This window comes from Pseudoalteromonas sp. Of7M-16 (genome assembly GCF_022347805.1).
Taxonomy (GTDB): Bacteria; Pseudomonadota; Gammaproteobacteria; order Enterobacterales; family Alteromonadaceae; genus Pseudoalteromonas; species Pseudoalteromonas luteoviolacea_F.
On record NZ_JAKRFY010000004.1, the window covers coordinates 282,086 to 299,051 of the forward strand.

Annotated in this window: 13 protein-coding genes; 10 read left to right on the forward strand and 3 right to left on the reverse strand. The window is 41.8% G+C overall.

The genetic code is table 11. The features are described from left to right. Positions 1–3: 3 nt before the first annotated feature. A complete protein-coding gene (locus MHN81_RS06420; protein WP_023397976.1) occupies positions 4–957 on the reverse strand; it encodes an SPFH domain-containing protein in 954 nt (317 codons plus the stop codon). Between the two features lie 209 nt (positions 958–1,166). Here MHN81_RS06420 and MHN81_RS06425 point away from each other — a divergent pair, with 209 nt between their 5' ends. Further along, on the forward strand, positions 1,167–1,787 hold the full coding sequence (locus MHN81_RS06425) for a class I SAM-dependent methyltransferase (RefSeq protein ID WP_239425324.1): 621 nt from the start codon (positions 1,167–1,169) through the stop codon (positions 1,785–1,787). A gap of 36 nt (positions 1,788–1,823) precedes the next feature. On the opposite strand, the gene nudB is transcribed toward MHN81_RS06425, so the two are convergent. After that, positions 1,824–2,264 carry a dihydroneopterin triphosphate diphosphatase gene (gene nudB / locus MHN81_RS06430; protein ID WP_080672546.1) on the reverse strand — a complete coding sequence of 147 codons (441 nt, stop codon included), beginning with the start codon at positions 2,262–2,264 and terminating at the stop codon, positions 1,824–1,826. 689 nt (positions 2,265–2,953) lie between these two features. Here nudB and MHN81_RS06435 point away from each other — a divergent pair. The 9 genes from MHN81_RS06435 to MHN81_RS06475 all read left to right on the forward strand — a co-directional run bounded on the left by MHN81_RS06435 (position 2,954) and on the right by MHN81_RS06475 (position 15,326). Continuing rightward, positions 2,954–4,000 (forward strand): tetratricopeptide repeat protein, encoded by a 1,047-nt coding sequence (locus MHN81_RS06435; RefSeq protein ID WP_239425325.1) that lies wholly within the window; start codon positions 2,954–2,956, stop codon positions 3,998–4,000. A gap of 74 nt (positions 4,001–4,074) precedes the next feature. Beyond that, the gene (locus tag MHN81_RS06440) at positions 4,075–5,961 is read left to right on the forward strand and encodes a M6 family metalloprotease domain-containing protein (protein ID WP_239425326.1); all 1,887 of its coding nucleotides are present in this window, start codon (positions 4,075–4,077) and stop codon (positions 5,959–5,961) included. 300 nt (positions 5,962–6,261) lie between these two features. Next, the gene (locus MHN81_RS06445) at positions 6,262–7,275 is read left to right on the forward strand and encodes an SDR family oxidoreductase (RefSeq protein ID WP_023397971.1); all 1,014 of its coding nucleotides are present in this window, start codon (positions 6,262–6,264) and stop codon (positions 7,273–7,275) included. A 1-nt stretch (position 7,276) separates the two neighbouring features. Beyond that, positions 7,277–8,500, forward strand: coding sequence for an aminotransferase class III-fold pyridoxal phosphate-dependent enzyme (locus tag MHN81_RS06450; protein WP_023397970.1), 1,224 nt, complete (start codon positions 7,277–7,279; stop codon positions 8,498–8,500). A gap of 9 nt (positions 8,501–8,509) precedes the next feature. Further along, positions 8,510–8,956 carry an SRPBCC family protein gene (locus MHN81_RS06455; protein WP_239425327.1) on the forward strand — a complete coding sequence of 149 codons (447 nt, stop codon included), beginning with the start codon at positions 8,510–8,512 and terminating at the stop codon, positions 8,954–8,956. Beyond that, positions 8,953–10,068: an acyl-CoA dehydrogenase family protein gene (locus MHN81_RS06460; protein ID WP_239425328.1), complete on the forward strand. Its 1,116-nt coding sequence runs from the start codon at positions 8,953–8,955 to the stop codon at positions 10,066–10,068. Before MHN81_RS06455 ends, MHN81_RS06460 begins: the two co-directional genes overlap by 4 nt. Continuing rightward, positions 10,068–10,886: a formyltransferase family protein gene (locus MHN81_RS06465; protein ID WP_239425329.1), complete on the forward strand. Its 819-nt coding sequence runs from the start codon at positions 10,068–10,070 to the stop codon at positions 10,884–10,886. The genes MHN81_RS06460 and MHN81_RS06465 overlap by 1 nt, the downstream gene beginning before the upstream one ends. A 277-nt stretch (positions 10,887–11,163) precedes the next feature. Then, positions 11,164–12,234: an efflux RND transporter periplasmic adaptor subunit gene (locus MHN81_RS06470; protein WP_239425330.1), complete on the forward strand. Its 1,071-nt coding sequence runs from the start codon at positions 11,164–11,166 to the stop codon at positions 12,232–12,234. Then, positions 12,231–15,326, forward strand: a complete 3,096-nt coding sequence (locus tag MHN81_RS06475) for an efflux RND transporter permease subunit (protein ID WP_239425331.1) — start codon at positions 12,231–12,233, stop codon at positions 15,324–15,326. Before MHN81_RS06470 ends, MHN81_RS06475 begins: the two co-directional genes overlap by 4 nt. A gap of 452 nt (positions 15,327–15,778) precedes the next feature. On the opposite strand, the gene MHN81_RS06480 is transcribed toward MHN81_RS06475, so the two are convergent. Next, entirely contained in the window at positions 15,779–15,961 is a 183-nt protein-coding gene (locus MHN81_RS06480) for a hypothetical protein (RefSeq protein ID WP_239425332.1), read from the reverse strand. Positions 15,962–16,966: the final 1,005 nt, after the last annotated feature.

Here is a 16,966-nt window from a genome sequence, read left to right on the forward strand (position 1 = left end):
GTATTACCCATTCTTTTGACTGTTTAAGGTGTTGATTATCGACATGCCCTGAGCAACCAGTGAACTGGCATCTGTTCCATTGTCTGGCAGCAGTACAACTGAAGACTCTTTAGCAATCGCTTCTTTTGCTGCAATTGCCTTGGTTGCCAAATCGAGTTGAATGGCTTTTTGACCTTCTTGTGTATTAGCGGCTTCACCCACTTTTCTCAAGGCATCTGCTTGAGCTTCTGCAACGGCAATAATGGCTTTTGCTTCACCTTCGGCCTTTAATATTTGCTCTGCTTTTTCAGCTTCTGCTGCTAAAACCTGAGCTTGTTTTTTACCCTCTGCAACGTTAATTTCGGCCTGACGATCGCCCTCTGATTCTAGGATTTGTGCACGTTTAACACGTTCTGCTTTCATTTGTGCTTCCATGGCTTCCATGACTGAATTGGGCGGCACAATATCTTTGATTTCGTAGCGCAACACTTGAATACCCCACGGTTCTGATGCGGCATTAATCGCAGTCACAATATTGGTATTTAACATATCTCGTTCTTCAAAGGTCTTGTCCAGCTCCATTTTACCCAATTCACTACGCATAGTGGTTTGAGCTAACTGTGTGACCGCGAACACATAGTCATCGACCCCATATGTTGCTTTATACGGGTCGAGCACTCTGAAATACAAGACACCATCGACTACTAAAGAAATATTGTCGCGCGTAATCGCGGATTGAGAAGGGACATCGGTTGCTTGTTCTTTCAAGCTTCTATCAGCCGCTACTTGGTCAATAAAGGGAATTATAAAATTCAAACCCGCTTCTTTTGTTGATTGGTATTTACCAAAACGTTCAATTATCCAGGCGCGATTTTGCGGTACAAACTTAATTGAGCCTTTTAAAAGTACAATAACAAAAATAAGTAAAACGGCTTCAATGGTAAAAAGAAAGTTCAGTATCGTTGTAACTGGGTCCATAAGATTCGAGTCCTTTTATTGCTAGAGTCTTTACAATAGCATGATGTTGTTAAGAGTAAAAATAGCCCACCTTTTGTGTTGCAAACGGTATTATTTTATATGGTTAAACTACATAACAAATTAACGAGTGTTAATTGTCATTATTTTGTTATACAGGTTACCTATCATAGATACTAAAAGCAGATACAATCAAATGGGGCCTTTGTACCATGACCGCGCAGTACTACGAACAAAACGCATTGAAGCTAGCACAGATATACCAGACAGACTGCTTTGAATCATTACACGCAAATTGGCTTACCCACCTTAAACCCTATCTAGTTAAAGAGCATTTGAGCTTCCTAGACATTGGTGCCGGTGCAGGCAGGGATGCTAAGTTTATTGTCGAGCAAAATAGAGGCGCAGAAGTGGTCGCCGTTGAGCCTGTTAGCTCTATTAATCGATTAGGTCAGGCTTATACACGAGAGCTGCCGATTATTTGGTTTCGTGACGAGTTACCTCGTCTCGTTAAAGTGAAAAAGCAATACGATACCTTTGATATTATTTTGGTAAGTGGGGTGTTCAACTATCTTGATAGCCATGCTTGTATTCAAGCGCTTTTAACTATTAGGCAATTGCTTAAACCTCAGGGGTTGTTAGTGATCAAGTTGCGACACTGTACTGACGAGCAGCACCTTGAGCTTCGAGGTCTCACTAATTTTGATACCGAAACGCTTGTAACTATGGCACAAAGTGCTGATTTAAGTTTGGAGTTTATTACTGATAAAGAACAGGATGCTCAGGGACGTGCCCACACAACTTGGCAAACACTGCTGTTTAGGCCAATATAAATTGGCTTTTCAACATGTAAAATAAAGGGCTGCTCATTACAAGCCGAGAATTTCTTTTTTGTTACTTGCTGACCATGCAGTATTTGCTGCATCTTTTTGGTTTAGCCAAATATAGTCTGTATGCTCTTCGGGGCACAATTTGACTGCAATATCGTTTGGAACACAAATGCTAAAAACGTGTTCTGAATTGATTTTTGCACCGCTTTCATAACGATGTCGCCATTGAGGGCGAATTTCATATTGATTAATAACGTCATGAGCTACTATTTCAAGGCCTAGAGCATGCGCATCAATACCGGTTTCTTCCTTTAACTCACGGTAGGCAGTGGCCAATGGTGCTTCACCTCTATCTATACCTCCGGTAACTGATTGCCAAAACTCAGGGTCGTCTTTCCTTTGCAGCAATAGAAATTGTTTATTTTGATTGTATATAACGACAAGAACAGAAAACGGTTGGCGTAACATTTCTTTTTCCATGGATATAGGTACCAGATTATTATACCAAGTGATACGTATACGAGGGAGTGCTTGGGTTCATTTACAAAGCAAAAAAAAAGGCAGGCTATCGCCTGCCCAATCTCCAATAGCAATAATCTTTGCCAAGGAAATACCCAATAAACCAACATCCTTATCAGTAAGCTCTACTTCTCGGGAGTTCTAGGAGTTACTTAATTAATTAAGTGGTGTCTCCAAAGGAACAACTTCATCCTACATGGATGTTTTCAAAATGTAAACCATTTATGATGAAAAACTTCATATGTAACTTAAATGCACCTTTTGTTTTTATTTGTTGTATTTTTATGCGTTTTTTCATATGGGTTTAAAAACTTCAATATTTACAATGTTATATGGGGTTGTGATTTCTATTGTTGATTTTAGTAGTTTTATCGGGTACTTTCTTTTTTTATTTAATTTATTGATTTGTATGGTTAATAAAAACCAATAAATTTATTCATATGATATTTTCATTCCAAAATGTTAAATAATTGTTTTTTGATTGTGTGTTCCAATCAAATTTTGTTGTATGCATTGCCGGCTAAGCTGTGGCTTGTTGAAAAGAAAGTAATGTGATGAATGCCATACATGTGAGAAATTCTTAGCCCAAGCTTGGTTTTCATTCTGTTCTATACCATGCTTAGACTGGGGTGGAAGAAAGTAGTGGCGTTATGTTTATAGCAGGTTTGTTGTCGGTAGTGGTTGTGATGTCACCAAGCGAAATGTTCATGACCCTCAATAAAATAAAAGAGCTCAATAGTCAAAACCCGCAACAAGCCGCGTATGTATTTAGTTCGATACAATCCAGATTACCTAAAAAGCCTAGTCGCGGATTATTAGAGCTCTATCTTGTCGGCTTGGAGTCGGGTGTTAGAGTCAATGATGCTGCTATCGTACAGTATATTGTGTCTATATTTGAACGTGATAGTTGGCAAACTGCTATAGAGGGCGCTGAGCTAGATGTTGCAACGGCAGTGGCAATCTATCACAGGCGTATTCACGACTACAGCTATGCTGAGAGATTGAACGAATGTGCTATTTCGTATGCGGTCGACCCTAAAGAGTTTAGCCGCGTTGCTAACAATATGGCTGTCGTATATCGATATAGTGGCCAGCCACAAAAAGCGGCAAACATTCTAAAAGAGTCTTTAATGTTGGCTGAAGACAGAGAGGTTATAGCGAATATCAAGAATAACCTGGGCAACATTTATTTTGACCAAGAAAAGTATCGCCATGCTCAACTTATGTATATTCGCGCATTTCGATTTCATTCTGAAATGGGGCAGTCAGCTTATGCCGCTGGGACTGGGTTAAATTTACTCAACACGCAAATTTTTTTAGGTGACTGGAATAGCTTCACGCGATTTCGCAGTTCAGTTGCTTTAGAAGTTGAGCAAAGTGGTCAACCTGCTTTCAAATTGTTTTTCATGTGGCAAAATTACCTGTATGAGTACATTAATTCAGGTGTTGATCTCACCAGTGAAAGAGTTCACGCATTAATTGAATCAATCCCAATATTGCTCAAGAGTGAACTAGGACCCTCTCTCCAGTTTTATTCAAATCTTTTAAAGCGTGAAGAATTAGCTCATGCATTGCAAAAAGAGCTTAAAAAAACACCTGATATCAAACAAATAAAGTCTCCAACTGGAAAAAGAGTTAAGCTTGGAAGGCTATGCTCTTCGAGGATCATTGCAAAAAAATACTTCTCTGACCGTTAATATGAATTGAATTTGGTTAAAAAAAGGTCAATAATTCAGTTTCCGTATCAGGAAAACTTGTAAAGGAAACTATAATGAAATTAGTAAGAAACATTGCTGCGTTGTCTTCAATCTTATTGCCAACGCTATCTATTGCCGCAATTCCCTATCAAAACGAAGAATATCAGTTTACTCAGCCCAATGGTGAAGTTGTCTCTGTCTTTTTACAGGGTAATACCTATTATGCAGAGCAAAGAACACGCTCAGGCAAGCTGGTTATATTTGATGACAAACTCAAAGGGATGGCTTATGCATCAGTGAATAAGGCAGGAACAGGTCTTGTCTCGACAGGGGTATTAGTTTCAGATTTGGACGAAGCGAAAAGTGGGATAGTAAGTATTGCCTCAGGCCCAGAAGCTGGATTATCAAAAGAAGCTATTCAAGCATTAGTAGAGCAGAAACAAAGTGAATTGCTACCAGCTCTTGAAAGTCCACTACTTGTCCGTACGCAAAGCACAGATGTGTCGGCACAGGTGACCGGTCAAATCAAAGGGTTGACGATAATAATCGATTTCCCTGATGAGCGTGGAACCATATCTAAATCGCAAGTAGAGCGCTTTTTAAATAATCAAAGCTACACTGAGTTTGGTAATGCGCAATCAGTACGTGGTTACTTTTTAGAAGTATCGAATAACAAGCTTGACTACACCAACACGGTCACAGCGTATTACACAGCGAAAAAGAACAAAGCTTATTATGCTGATTCTAGCCTGAGCTCAACGGTGCGTTCGCAAGAGCTTATTAAAGAAGCGTTGGATTGGCTGGAGTATCAGCAAGGATTTGATTTTTCTACTTTATCTACTAATGGTAGTAGTCAGATCCGCGGTTTAAATATCTTTTATGCTGGTAATTCTGATAGTGCGTGGGCTAAGGGGCTATGGCCTCACATGGCAAGATTGAGCCCTAGGTTTTGCGCTGATGGAGTGTGTACGGATCGATATCAAATTACGGATATGCGTGCGAGCCTTTCAATAGGTACGTTTGTACATGAGTCTGGGCATTTAATTACAAATTGGCCAGATCTGTATGATTATGATGGCAGTTCTCACGGATCTGTGGCCAGTTATGGGGTGATGGGTTTTGGTGCAATAGGTACCACCAATAAATTTAGACCGACACCGCCTGTTGCGCACTTTAGAGCGATTGCAGGGTGGGATACAGTAACAGAGCTTAACCCAGCTGTAGATGCGAATGCACCGACTGGTCGTTTAAGTCATACATCAGGCAGCCATACATCTTATAAGTGGACCAATCCAAGTAATCGAAACGAAGCGTTCTATATCGAGGCAATCCACAAATCAGGTCAAAATAAAGAGCAGCCTAGCCAAGGTTTGGCAATTTGGCACGTAGACTCTAAGGGCAGTAACTCTAACGAGTGGTACCCATACATCCAAATGGAGCATGCAGATGGTAATCGCGATCCTGAAAATAAAGTAAATCGCGGTGATAGCACGGATCTTTACGGAGCCGCTGGTGAATTTAGCAGCGTCCTGCCGAATAGTTTGTCGTCACGAGGCACAAATGCATTGTGGTGGAATGGGTCTGACTCTGGGCTATCTATATCAGGTATCTCAGATCCTGCACAAACCATCTCATTTGATTTGGATTCGTCTGTTGTTGAACCTCCAAAAGGTGAGACTTATCGCGGAACACTCGCCAATAAAGCCCAACAGATCCAACCTAATGGCAGCTGGTTTCAGTATGCAGGTGGTGTCATAAAGCTTGATCTAAATGGCCCAAGTAATGCGGACTTTGATTTGAAATTAGAACGCTGGCAAGGTGGTAGTTGGCAAAGAGTCGCTATTTCTGAAACGCCCACGTCGGTAGAATCGATTTCTTACAATGCGACAAGTGGTTACTACCGTATTATTGTTTATTCTTACGAAGGTGCTGGTGACTATACGTTAGTTGTAAATAAATAAGGTGTTATACACTTAGCTCACAATCAACAGTGGATCTTGACCGCCCAAGGCAGGTCCACTTTGAATATTTAACGCTCATATTCCTGTCTCAATATTTTTTGCACATTTCCTTGTTACTTCAATAATCGGTTGCTGCAACTTCACTTTATTTTTGTGTGATAAAGGTAAACGAATTTCAAAGGTTAAAATTTAGTAAAATATTTGTTTGATCTGAAATTGAAAATCATTATCATTATTACCCGTAAAGGGGACTTTGTAGTTTAGCGTGCTTTTTACACACAATATGATTAAGGAGTAATTATGTCTCGTAGATTTCTACTAACCGGCGCGACAGGCGTCGTGGGGCTCTCAATAATAGAGCTTTTATCCCCAAATGATGAGATTGTTATTCTAGTTAATCAACGATCTTTTAGTGACTTACCTCAAGGGGTAAGCCAGCAAATTCAGGGTGATATACGTAAGGCCAATTTTGGTTTAAGTGAAGAGCAAATAGCACAACTAGAGGGGGTAGAGTGTATTGTGCACAGTGCGGCACTTACTGACTTTACTGCCGATCCAGATGTATTGGCTGGCATTAATGTGGCGGGACTGCAGCATGCCATCCAATTATCCGAACAGCTCAATGTACCGCTTATCCATATTAGTACTGCATTTGTAAAAGGTCGAAATGGTCATGATTTTAATAATTATGAGCAAAGTAAGCGTGAAGCAGAGGCATGTCTGAGTGAACATATTACAGTTGTTCGTCCGTCAGTGATTGTTGGCGACAGTACGCTCGGATTGATGCCTAAAAAGCAGGGGATCCACAATATGCTCAAGCTTGCGACGAAAGAAGTTATTCCAATAGTACCGGGGGACGCCAATACGCTGGTTGACGTTATCCCAAGAGATATCGTGGCCAAGTGTATTTTAACCATTGTTGATAAAAAGCTGACAGGAGAGTTTTGGCTCACTGCTGGTGGTCTTGCCAAGACCTTAGGGGATTTGTTGACACTGGGTGAAGATGAGGAGATCACCTCACAATATCCAATCGGCTTTAAAGCGCCAAAACTGATGAGCCCAACCACCTTTGAGCGACTGGTTAAGCCTGTTTTTATGCCAGCACTACCAAAACGCTTTAAACGTATGTTTGAAGAAACTTCTATTTACTTAAAATACCTAGATATGTCTGAAGGGTTTCAATCTGACGTGCCCAAGTTGGCGGAAGTCGCAGGTGAATGTTATGAATTTGATGTGCGCCATACCCTGGCAAAAAACTTGGTTGCTTATGATCAAACTCATCCGTTGATCACTGAATTATCAGGAGCAGATTAACGTGAGAGAACATATACTTGGGCTACTAAAGACGCACAGTAATCGCTCAAAAGCACGTTTATCCAACTTGATGAATTTGCCGATTGAACAAAGTGCTCAAGCGGCGGAAATCATCGATGAGAAAGGTAAAGTTTATTTAGATTTTGGTGGTTTTGGTGTTTTTATTTTAGGTCATAAACACCCCAAAGTTGTTGAGGCGGTTAAATCTCAAATAGATGTGATGCCGATGAGTTCACGTACATTAGTGAGTCCTAATTTGGCGACCGCGAGTAAAAAGCTGGTAGATATATGCCCGGATGCCATTCAATACGCTTTTTTCACTAATTCTGGTGCTGAGTCAACGGAGTTGGGGTTAAAGCTTGCCAGAGCCAACGGTTGCAAGCACATTATTGCTCTCACCGGTAGCTATCACGGTAAATCATTGGGGGCGCTGTCGGTTACGCATCGCGATGAATTTCGAGCACCTTTTTCTCCTTTATTTGACAATGTTGAGTTTGTTGAGCGCGATAACATTGCTGCTTTAAAGTCGGCATTTGCAAAGCACAGCGAGCCTGTTGCATTTATCGCAGAGCCAGTACAAGGTGAAGGCGGTGTTTATGCCTTGAGTTATGAATTTTTACATACCGCAAAGCAATTATGCGACCAGTCTGGCGGTTTGTTTATTTGTGATGAGATCCAATCTGGTTTGGCACGCACAGGCACTATGTGGGCGATAGATAAACATAATATCGTGCCCGATGTGATGTTAGTTGGCAAAGGCCTCAGCGGCGGCGTCGTGCCCTGTGCCGCTGTAGTCGCCACAGAAAGGGCATTTGCACCCTTGAATCAAGATTTTATGCTGCATTCAAGTACCTTTGGAGGCTCGCCCATTGCACTGGCGGCAGCAGAGGCGACCATTGATGTTTTGCTCAGTGAGCAAGTAGCGCAACGCGCGTCTCGTCTGGGTCAACAGATCCTAGATAAACTCAACGACATCGTGCACGCTAAAAATGCTCAACACGAGGAGCAAATTATCATACGAGGAGAGGGGCTGTTAATTGGGATTGATGTCGGCACGCCAGCTCGAGCCGGCCAGCTGACACTGTCACTGCTCAACCAAAATATTCTTACCAGCCATTCATTAAGTAATGCTTCAACTGTGCGCCTTACCCCTTGCGCTTTTTTAACTGACGATCAGTTAGCACAGTTGTACAAGGCGTTCACCAACGCAATTGAAAAGATTTAAGGAAAGACCATGAGAGACGTAAAATATATTCAAACTGTTAACGCTTCAGCACAACAAGCATTTGAGAAAATTGCCGACTTTAAATCGTTTGAAAGTCACTGCCAAGCTGTGATCTCTGTGGAGGTGACAGAAATTAGCGAGCAAGAGTCTGAGTCAGCATGGCTAGTGCACTTTCATGACGGCAAAATGTCTTGGCGAGAGCGCGATATATTTGACAAAACCAATCTAAAAATTGAGTTTACGCAAATAGAAGGAGACGCTGATATCTTTGAAGGATGTTGGCGTATCGAAGCACTAAACGACGCCCAGTGTACCATCGAATTCGATGCTCGTTTTTGCATGGGGATCCCAACACTTGCGGATATTCTTGAGCCAATTGCAGAGTCTGCAATCAAGCAAAATGTTGAACAAATGTTGAGTGAATTATTTGCAAGCCAAACAGAGGCCGTTGCATGAGCACCTACCAAAAAGCGCAGCAATTGCTGCGCGACACATTACCTGAATTAGCAAGCTACTTGAAAGAAACCCACTTTGATGAGCTTGAAGGGGAGCAAAGCCAAGCAATTAATATATTCAAAGCAGCTGGCGGTGCGTCTACTTTAGTTAAAGAAAAATACGGTGGCAAAGGGCTCAGTGCATGGCAGGCTGTGCAATTACAAATGGCAATTGGGGGCGCTTCTCCGTCTTTGGCGATTGCCGCGGGTATGCATCAATTCTCAATTGCGACACTGCAAGAAATGGCCAAAGTTGGGAACGGATTAGAGTCACTGATGTTAGAAGGGATCTCTCGCTCAAACTTACTTGTCTCCTCGGCGTTTAGTGAGGGACAAATTGGTAAAAGCATTCTGAAGAGCCAAATTATTGCTAAAGAAATTGACAAAGGATACGTCATATCAGGTGTGAAAAAGCCGTGTAGCTTGGCCCATTGTATGGACTTATTAACGGCAAGTGTTCAAGTTGAGCCAAAATCCGGTGAGCCGTATTTTGCTGTGGCAATGATACACAAAGCGTGCGAAGGCATTTCTGTAGAAAAGTTTTGGCAAGCTCCGTTTTTAAAAGCGAGCCAAAGCGAAGCCGTGGTTTTGGAGAATGTTTTTGTGCCGCATTCGATGTTGGTCAATGTTGATGAAAAATCTGCATATCAATCACATGTCGCTGGATTTGTATGGTTTGAACTGATCACCTGCGCGTCTTATTTAGGCATGGTATGCGGTCTGGTTGAGCGTGCCAGTGAATTGGGTAGGCTGCAAGACTCTGACAAAGCAAAGGTGCATATTCAACTAGAGGCATGTGCACTATCACTCAAAGCAATCGCGGGTGATATGAACGACCAAACTCAAGATACCCTTGCACAGGTCTTGAGCGTCCGATATCACTTGCAAGATGTGCTTGCTGATGTGACCCAGAATATATTGAGTTTGGTCGGTGGTATTAACTATATCAATACCGGCTATTTCGCGACAATAGCCCAAGTGATCCATGCGTTTAACTTCCATCCGCCTGCTAAACACGCGATGTATGGGCCCCTGAATCAATATTTTGATGGTCAAGAGTTGGAGATGGTGTAATGCGTTTAGCGCTGTGTAATATTGAAAATATGGCGACCTTGCCCGCAATTCTTAAGGTTTTAGAAACGCACAAGGATGACATCGAGTTAGTGATCACAAGCGATCCTTACTCAAAGAAAAATGGTGGCTTTATAAAACAAGCCTATAAAAACATGCGTAATCGAGGATATGGCTTTACAGAGTACCTGTTCGTTAAGATGGTACTTTTGACGCTTATCCGTCCATTATTAAAACTCTTTGGAAGGGACGTTTTTCCCAGTATTAAACAGCGCTGTGAAGATCTTGGGATCACACATATCAAAGTGAAAGATGTAAACTCTCCTGAGGTGGTTAATCTCCTCAAGGATAAACAAATAGACTTGTTGACTATTTATTACTTTGATCAGATTTTGCACGATGAAGTCATCAGCATTCCAAAGCAGGGCGTGGTTAATTTTCACCCTGCTTTTTTGCCTCAGTGCAGAGGCTTGTTTCCCATTATGTTCAGTTATCTCTACAACCAGCAAAATTATGGGATCTCTGCCCATTGGGTAGAAAATAAAGAGATTGATGCTGGTCCTATCATCGCACAATGTGCGATTGATGTACCAAAAGCTGAGTGCTTATTGGATATAGATAGACAGGTGAGCAATCATTTCCCGCAACTATACGGGCAGGTGATAAGTACGCTTAAAGATCAGCAAGTCGATGCGCAAAAACAAGCACATGCTGGTAGTTACTTTTCGTATCCCACCAAGGAGCACCTCACTTTGTTCAAACAGTCACTGTGTTTGATTAAATGGCGTTGGGTCCTAAATGCGTTATGTAAAAAAGGCTGAGAAGAAGTGTAGAAATGTGGATTGCTTAACGAGATTGGTACTTAAATGTTATCGGTACACCTAGTATAAAAATCAAACAGCGGTACAATGAAGGTAAGTTTAGTATTTTTATTCTAATGTGCCGTATTTGCAAGGTTACTTAAGCGAGCGAAGTTGGCTCGCTTTTGGTTTATAAATTGCTTTACTTTGCTGGACTCTACAGAGTTTTGGCGCAATACACTAAACTGAAGGTCTACAGGGCAAGTATAAACAGTAAAGAAGTTCGCAAGGATCAAATATGAGAGTTTTATTAAGCTTGATGTTGTTACTTACCGCACACTATAGTGTCGCGGAGGCTGACAATGTGCAAAATCAAGGGCTGCCTGTGGCGGCTTACAGTGTGCAAGAAGCGACAGGCTTTTATCAGTTTCGCCAAGTCACGGGCCAGGTAGTCAAACATCAAGAAGCGGAAATCGGGTTTGAATTTAATGGCGTGCTTGAAGCACTTTATGCTGATCAAGGCGATATTATTGAAAAAGGGCAATTGCTTGCCAAGCAAGATACCCAGTTACTCGAGGTTGAAAAACTTGAACACCTTGCCAACCTAGATAAAGTCAAGGCCCAGCTGACACTCGCACAGCAAGATAGCGAACGACTCTTAAAACTCAGTAAATCAAACTATTCGGCACAGCAACAGTTAGATCAAAATCGATCTCAAATTGCCGTACTCAACGCAGAATTACAAGTGTTGAAGGTCAAGATTAAAGGTATTGATATTCGACTTGGTAAAGCCCATTTAAAGGCACCTTTCGATGGTGTTATTGCCTCACGAAATGTGTCTCTTGGTGAAGTGGTGGGACCGGGGCAAACTGCACTGCGTGTACTGGAACAGGGAAATTCAGAAGTGCGTATAGGTGTGCCACAAAACTTGTTAGTAAACATCCAACAAACTATGCCCATTAGTGTGGGTGGAAATGTATATCAAGCTGAAAAGCGTTCTGGCGGCACAAATTTAGACCCCGTATCTCGTACAGTTCAATTGCGCTTTGCATTACCGCATGATGCAGTTGTTTTTTCGGGGCAAATGGCATCGATGACAATTGCAAAGAAACAACAGAAAAAAGGGTATTGGGTACCCATTAGTGCGCTAACTAACGGTACTCGCGGTACTTGGCAAATATACCAAATTGAGCAAGGCCATTTGCAGCCGACAGCGGTTGAAGTGCTGCATAGCGATGGTCAATACGCTTATATAGACGGGGATTTGCAAAATGGCACAGAAATCTTAGCCAATGGTACTCACAAAGTTGCAGCGCATATTAAAGTAGATATTGTCCAATCGGTTGCCACTCGAGGTGAGCAGCAATGATTGCTTATTTGTTGAATAATGCACGTTTTCAAGTCCTACTCATCGCCTTACTGTTAGTGTCGGGTTTTGCGGCTTTAAGCAGTTTACCTCGCACCGAAGATCCACGGATAATCAATCGCTTTGCATTTGTGACTACCTACTTACCCGGTGCATCAGCAGCGCGAGTTGAAGCGCAGGTTACTGAAAAAATAGAGCAAAAATTAAAACAACAAGCAGAAATAAAAAACTTGATAGCGATGTCCCGCTCGGGGATCAGTGTACTGAGTATCGAGCTAGAAGATGCGGTCATCGATAGTAACCCCGTGTGGTCAAGGTTGAGAGACTTGCTTGACGATGTGCAAATTGAGCTGCCAGAGGAGGCATCATCTCCATTGTTAGAAGATGACCGGGGTTATGCGTATACCAAAATAGTCGCGTTAACCATAGAGCCCGATCAATCGGCATCATCGTCGCTACAACAGACAAAACAAATAGCAGTGAACCGATATACCAAAGAGCTTCGCAATCGATTAAGAAATCAAACTGGCGTTGAGGTGGTTCATTTATTTGGAGTCGCAAATGAAGAGGTGAGAATTACCTTAGACCCCACTAAGTTAAAATTGGCCAATTTGTCATTTGAGCAAGTCGCGCAAGCGGTAAAAAATGCAGATGCAAAAATATCTGCGGGCATGATCACCAACCCACAAGTTCAAATGCAAGTTGAGCTCTCTGGCGAGTTTACTAACATTGCTCGGATTGCTGCTATTCCTATCCAAAGTGATAGCCGTTATGGTCAGATACAGCTCAGTGATATTGCGAAAGTCGAGCGCATGCTGGTTGAGCCGCAGCAAGAGGTTGCTTGGGTGGATGGCATGCCAGGGGCTTATTTAGGAATACGCATGTTGCCAGACGTACGTATTGATAAATTCTCAGCTCAGATAGATGTTTTACTTGATGAGTTTAAACACACGCTCCCCAATAATATTCAATTACACAGCTTATTTGATCAAAAAGGTTACACCGAAGAGCGGCTGGGCAGTTTGTTAGACAATATCTTACTCGGTTTTGCGCTAATCCTAGTGGTTCTATTCGTTACTTTGGGACTCAGGGCCGCGATAATTGTCGGTCTCGCTTTGCCACTTACCGTGATGTTTACACTGGCATGTATGAATATGTACGGGTTACCAATTCATCAGATCTCTGTGACCGGTTTGGTAGTTGCACTGGGTATCATGGTCGACAATGCCATTGTTATTACCGACGCAATTCAAAGATATCGACAACAAGGGCTAGCGGTACTTAAAGCTGTATCTAAAGCGGTTAATCATTTTTGGTTACCACTTTTGAGCTCAACCTTAACAACCATTTTGGCATTTATGCCCATCGTATTAATGCCTGGACCCTCAGGAGAGTTTGTAGGTGGTATCGCTTTAAGCGTGATTTTTGCTTTAGTGGGTTCCTATGCTATCTCTCATACCTTAATTGCTGTATTTGCAGGAAAATATGTTCAAACTGACAATGAAAATAGCAATGGATTTTTAGTTCAAGGGATCCGGCTTGGCGCTCTAAGTGAGGCTTTTGAGAAAGTGTTAAAACGCTCTTTAAAAACGCCATTACTCACTACATCATGTGTCATGGTATTGCCTATTCTAGGGTTTATTTCAGCAGGCCAATTAACCGAACAGTTTTTCCCACCTGCTGATAGGGATATGTTCCATATCGAAGTCCGGTTATCGGACAATGCCAGTATTCATGCTACCAATGCATTAGTTAAAAGAATGGACGAGCACATTCTTAAACATGAAGGTATTGAACGTCTTGATTGGATGGTCGGGCGCAATATCCCGATTTTTTACTACAACTTAATGCAAAGGGACAAAGGAGCGCGAAATTACGCTCAGGCGATGGTGAAAGTCACTGACTTTGAACGAGCAAACACACTGATAAAAACCTTGCAAAGTGAATTAGATAGGGCGTTTCCTGAAGCACAAACTCTAGTTAGAAAGCTTGAACAGGGGCCACCATTCAATGCTCCAATTGAAATTAGAATATTTGGCCCAGAGCTCGATAAGTTGGCCGAGTTAGGTCAGCGAGTAAAGCAGACTGTAATTGCGCATCCTGATGTGACGCACACACGAACAACGTTACAATCTGGTGCAGCAAAAGTTGAGTTAATTGCACAAGAACCCCAGTTGATCCATGCGGGTGCTCAAGCACAGCGTGTCGCGGCTCAGCTTCAGGCTCAATCACAAGGCGTGACAGTGGCAAGTATTTTGGAAGATACGGAAACTGTGCCAGTAAGCTTACGGTTTGATAATCAGTATCGTGACGGGTTGGATGGCTTAGCTAATGTGGAGGTGATGGGCGATCAGCCGTTGCTCTTATCGGCATTTGCTACCAGCCGAATTGTGCCTGAACAAAGTACGATCCATCGCCGAAATGGAGAGCGACTTAATGTGGTTGAGGCATTCTTGCAAACTGATGTACTGCCTGCAAAAGTCCTAAAAGAGATACAAATACAACTGGAAAAAGAGCAATTTTTGCTGCCTGTTGGTTATCGGTTGGAAATTGGTGGAGAATCTCAACAGCGAGATCAAGCGGTTGGGAGTTTACTGGGTAAAGTTGGCGTAATTTTTGTCTTACTGATCACTGTGCTTGTGTTAACTTTTAATTCCTTCACGACAACAGGCCTAATATTGATAACTGCCTTTCAATCGGCGATGCTGGGCATTTTAAGTGTTTATATTGCTGGTTATCCATTTGGGTTCACAGTTATTATAGGATTGCTTGGACTCATGGGGCTTGCTATCAATGCTGCGATAGTTATTTTGTCAGAGTTAAGAGCGAGCAAAGCCAGTACTGTCGACGAAATAGTATTGGGTGTAATGACGTGTGCTAGGCATATTACGTCTACTACCATCACAACGGTTGGTGGTTTTTTGCCTTTGATCCTCGCTGGTGGTAGCTTTTGGCCTCCGTTTGCAATCGCGATTGCTGGGGGCACTGTGCTGACAACTGTTTTATCATTTTTCTTCGTGCCTAGCTGTTATTGGTTGATGCAGAAAAAGCATTCCACTTCTTTGTTCACCAGCCTTAAAAAGATAAAACCATGAATTTGACGAGAATGGCTGGTTTATATACCAGCCATTTTTATTATGTTCGAGTATCACAGGCAGGGCCCTCCATTTTTTTTGCATATTTTGTCGATATGCTTGGAGTAATAAAAAATCAATTCGATTTTAATACCTTCCAAGCAAGCAGAGTCACATGGACGTGGCTTCTTTTTAAGTTAAGTTCACTTTTCCGTTTGTTGTTCTTGAATTCTGATTAATGTTTAGCTCAATAGCGAGCCAATGATAAACGAGCCTAGCAATAAGAAAGCAGTAACTAAACGGTTAAATTCCCTCGGAAGATTATGTAATCAGGAGTGAGTGAAAAGAAGAGTAACAACAACGAGTGGTATAGCGTTATCTATATTGCGAAGATATTAAAAATGACTTGGCAGGAGTTGAGTCATAAAGCCCAAGTTAAAAATCTTGAGCTTCTAATCGTGTTTATAACAGGGTTATAGTGGGTATTTACATGTTCCAACCTGCATGTGTGTAAACCAACGACAGCCTTTTTCAAAAACCGTTGCTGGGAAAGGGTTATCACCTCCACCGGCTACATTAGGTGTTTGCATAACAGGAAGAGCGTTGCTGTCTTTTGATAGTGACTTAATTGCTTTTTTATTTATTTTTAATTTCACTTTATATTTCCTTGTTGAATCAAGTGTTCAGTATTTACGTTATCAGAGTTTTCACATATGTTAAAGTGTTTGATTTATTAAAGTTAATGTCTCCTTTGAAATTACCGTATACTTCATAAGTAATATGAGCTGTATTTCCCTGCGTTTTAAATGTATGTCTTTGGTGTTTGTTTTTTGAAAATGTAAATAATGTAATTCGTATTATTGTGTGTTGGCTGCTATAAGTTGGTGGTTTTTGTAAAATTCTAAGGCGTTAAATCTATTTAGTGCAATAATCTTGGGCTTTGGAGTGTGTTGCTTTATGAATTTTCAGGTTGAATTAAATTAATTTTTTGAATAAATTATTATTTATATTTGTGGGGTGGTGACGCTATTTAATAATGGTTTTTTTGGCACGTTTATTTTTGACTCAATAAAATTTAATTTATCGAAATAGGTCCCATGATGTACGTGACGTAACTATTCTTAACTTAGCTCCTACGCTCTGAACTTAACTACGTCAATCTGCAGTCAATCTCGTCACTCAGATCGTAACCCCGTCATCCTTGAACTAAACCTCGTCACCCTGAGCTTGTTTCAGGGTCCACTTGCTTTCAACGTCATTCTGCCGGCTTGTGAATATGGATTGCGGGGCAAGCCCACAATGACGACGTTTGTACAATGAAAAGCGATGGTTAACTTTTTTGGATGCATACCCCTCGCTCTGCACTTAACTAAGTCACTCAGCAGTCAATCCCATCACACAGGTCGTAACCCCGTCATCCTTGAACTCAATCCCGTCACACAGGTCATAACCCTGTCATATTTGAACTCGATCTCGTCACACAGATCGTATCCCTGTCATCCTTGAACTAAACCTCGTCACCCTGAACTTGTTTCAGGGTCCACTTGCTTTCAACGTCATTCTGCCGGCTTGTGAATATGGATTGCGGGGCAAGCCCACAATGACGACGTTTGTATAATGAAAGGCGATGGTAAACTTTTTTTGGATACATACCCCTCGCT

Bases quoted from the DNA above. Each gene is read 5' to 3' on its own strand.
- nudB (WP_080672546.1), bottom strand. From the start codon at position 2,264: ATGGAAAAAGAAATGTTACGCCAACCGTTTTCTGTTCTTGTCGTTATA.
- MHN81_RS06440 (WP_239425326.1), top strand. From the start codon at position 4,075: ATGAAATTAGTAAGAAACATTGCTGCGTTGTCTTCAATCTTATTGCCA.
- MHN81_RS06445 (WP_023397971.1), top strand. From the start codon at position 6,262: ATGTCTCGTAGATTTCTACTAACCGGCGCGACAGGCGTCGTGGGGCTC.
- MHN81_RS06420 (WP_023397976.1), bottom strand. From the start codon at position 957: ATGGACCCAGTTACAACGATACTGAACTTTCTTTTTACCATTGAAGCC.
- MHN81_RS06460 (WP_239425328.1), top strand. From the start codon at position 8,953: ATGAGCACCTACCAAAAAGCGCAGCAATTGCTGCGCGACACATTACCT.
- MHN81_RS06470 (WP_239425330.1), top strand. From the start codon at position 11,164: ATGAGAGTTTTATTAAGCTTGATGTTGTTACTTACCGCACACTATAGT.
- MHN81_RS06465 (WP_239425329.1), top strand. From the start codon at position 10,068: ATGCGTTTAGCGCTGTGTAATATTGAAAATATGGCGACCTTGCCCGCA.
- MHN81_RS06435 (WP_239425325.1), top strand. From the start codon at position 2,954: ATGTTTATAGCAGGTTTGTTGTCGGTAGTGGTTGTGATGTCACCAAGC.
- MHN81_RS06425 (WP_239425324.1), top strand. From the start codon at position 1,167: ATGACCGCGCAGTACTACGAACAAAACGCATTGAAGCTAGCACAGATA.
- MHN81_RS06475 (WP_239425331.1), top strand. From the start codon at position 12,231: ATGATTGCTTATTTGTTGAATAATGCACGTTTTCAAGTCCTACTCATC.
- MHN81_RS06455 (WP_239425327.1), top strand. From the start codon at position 8,510: ATGAGAGACGTAAAATATATTCAAACTGTTAACGCTTCAGCACAACAA.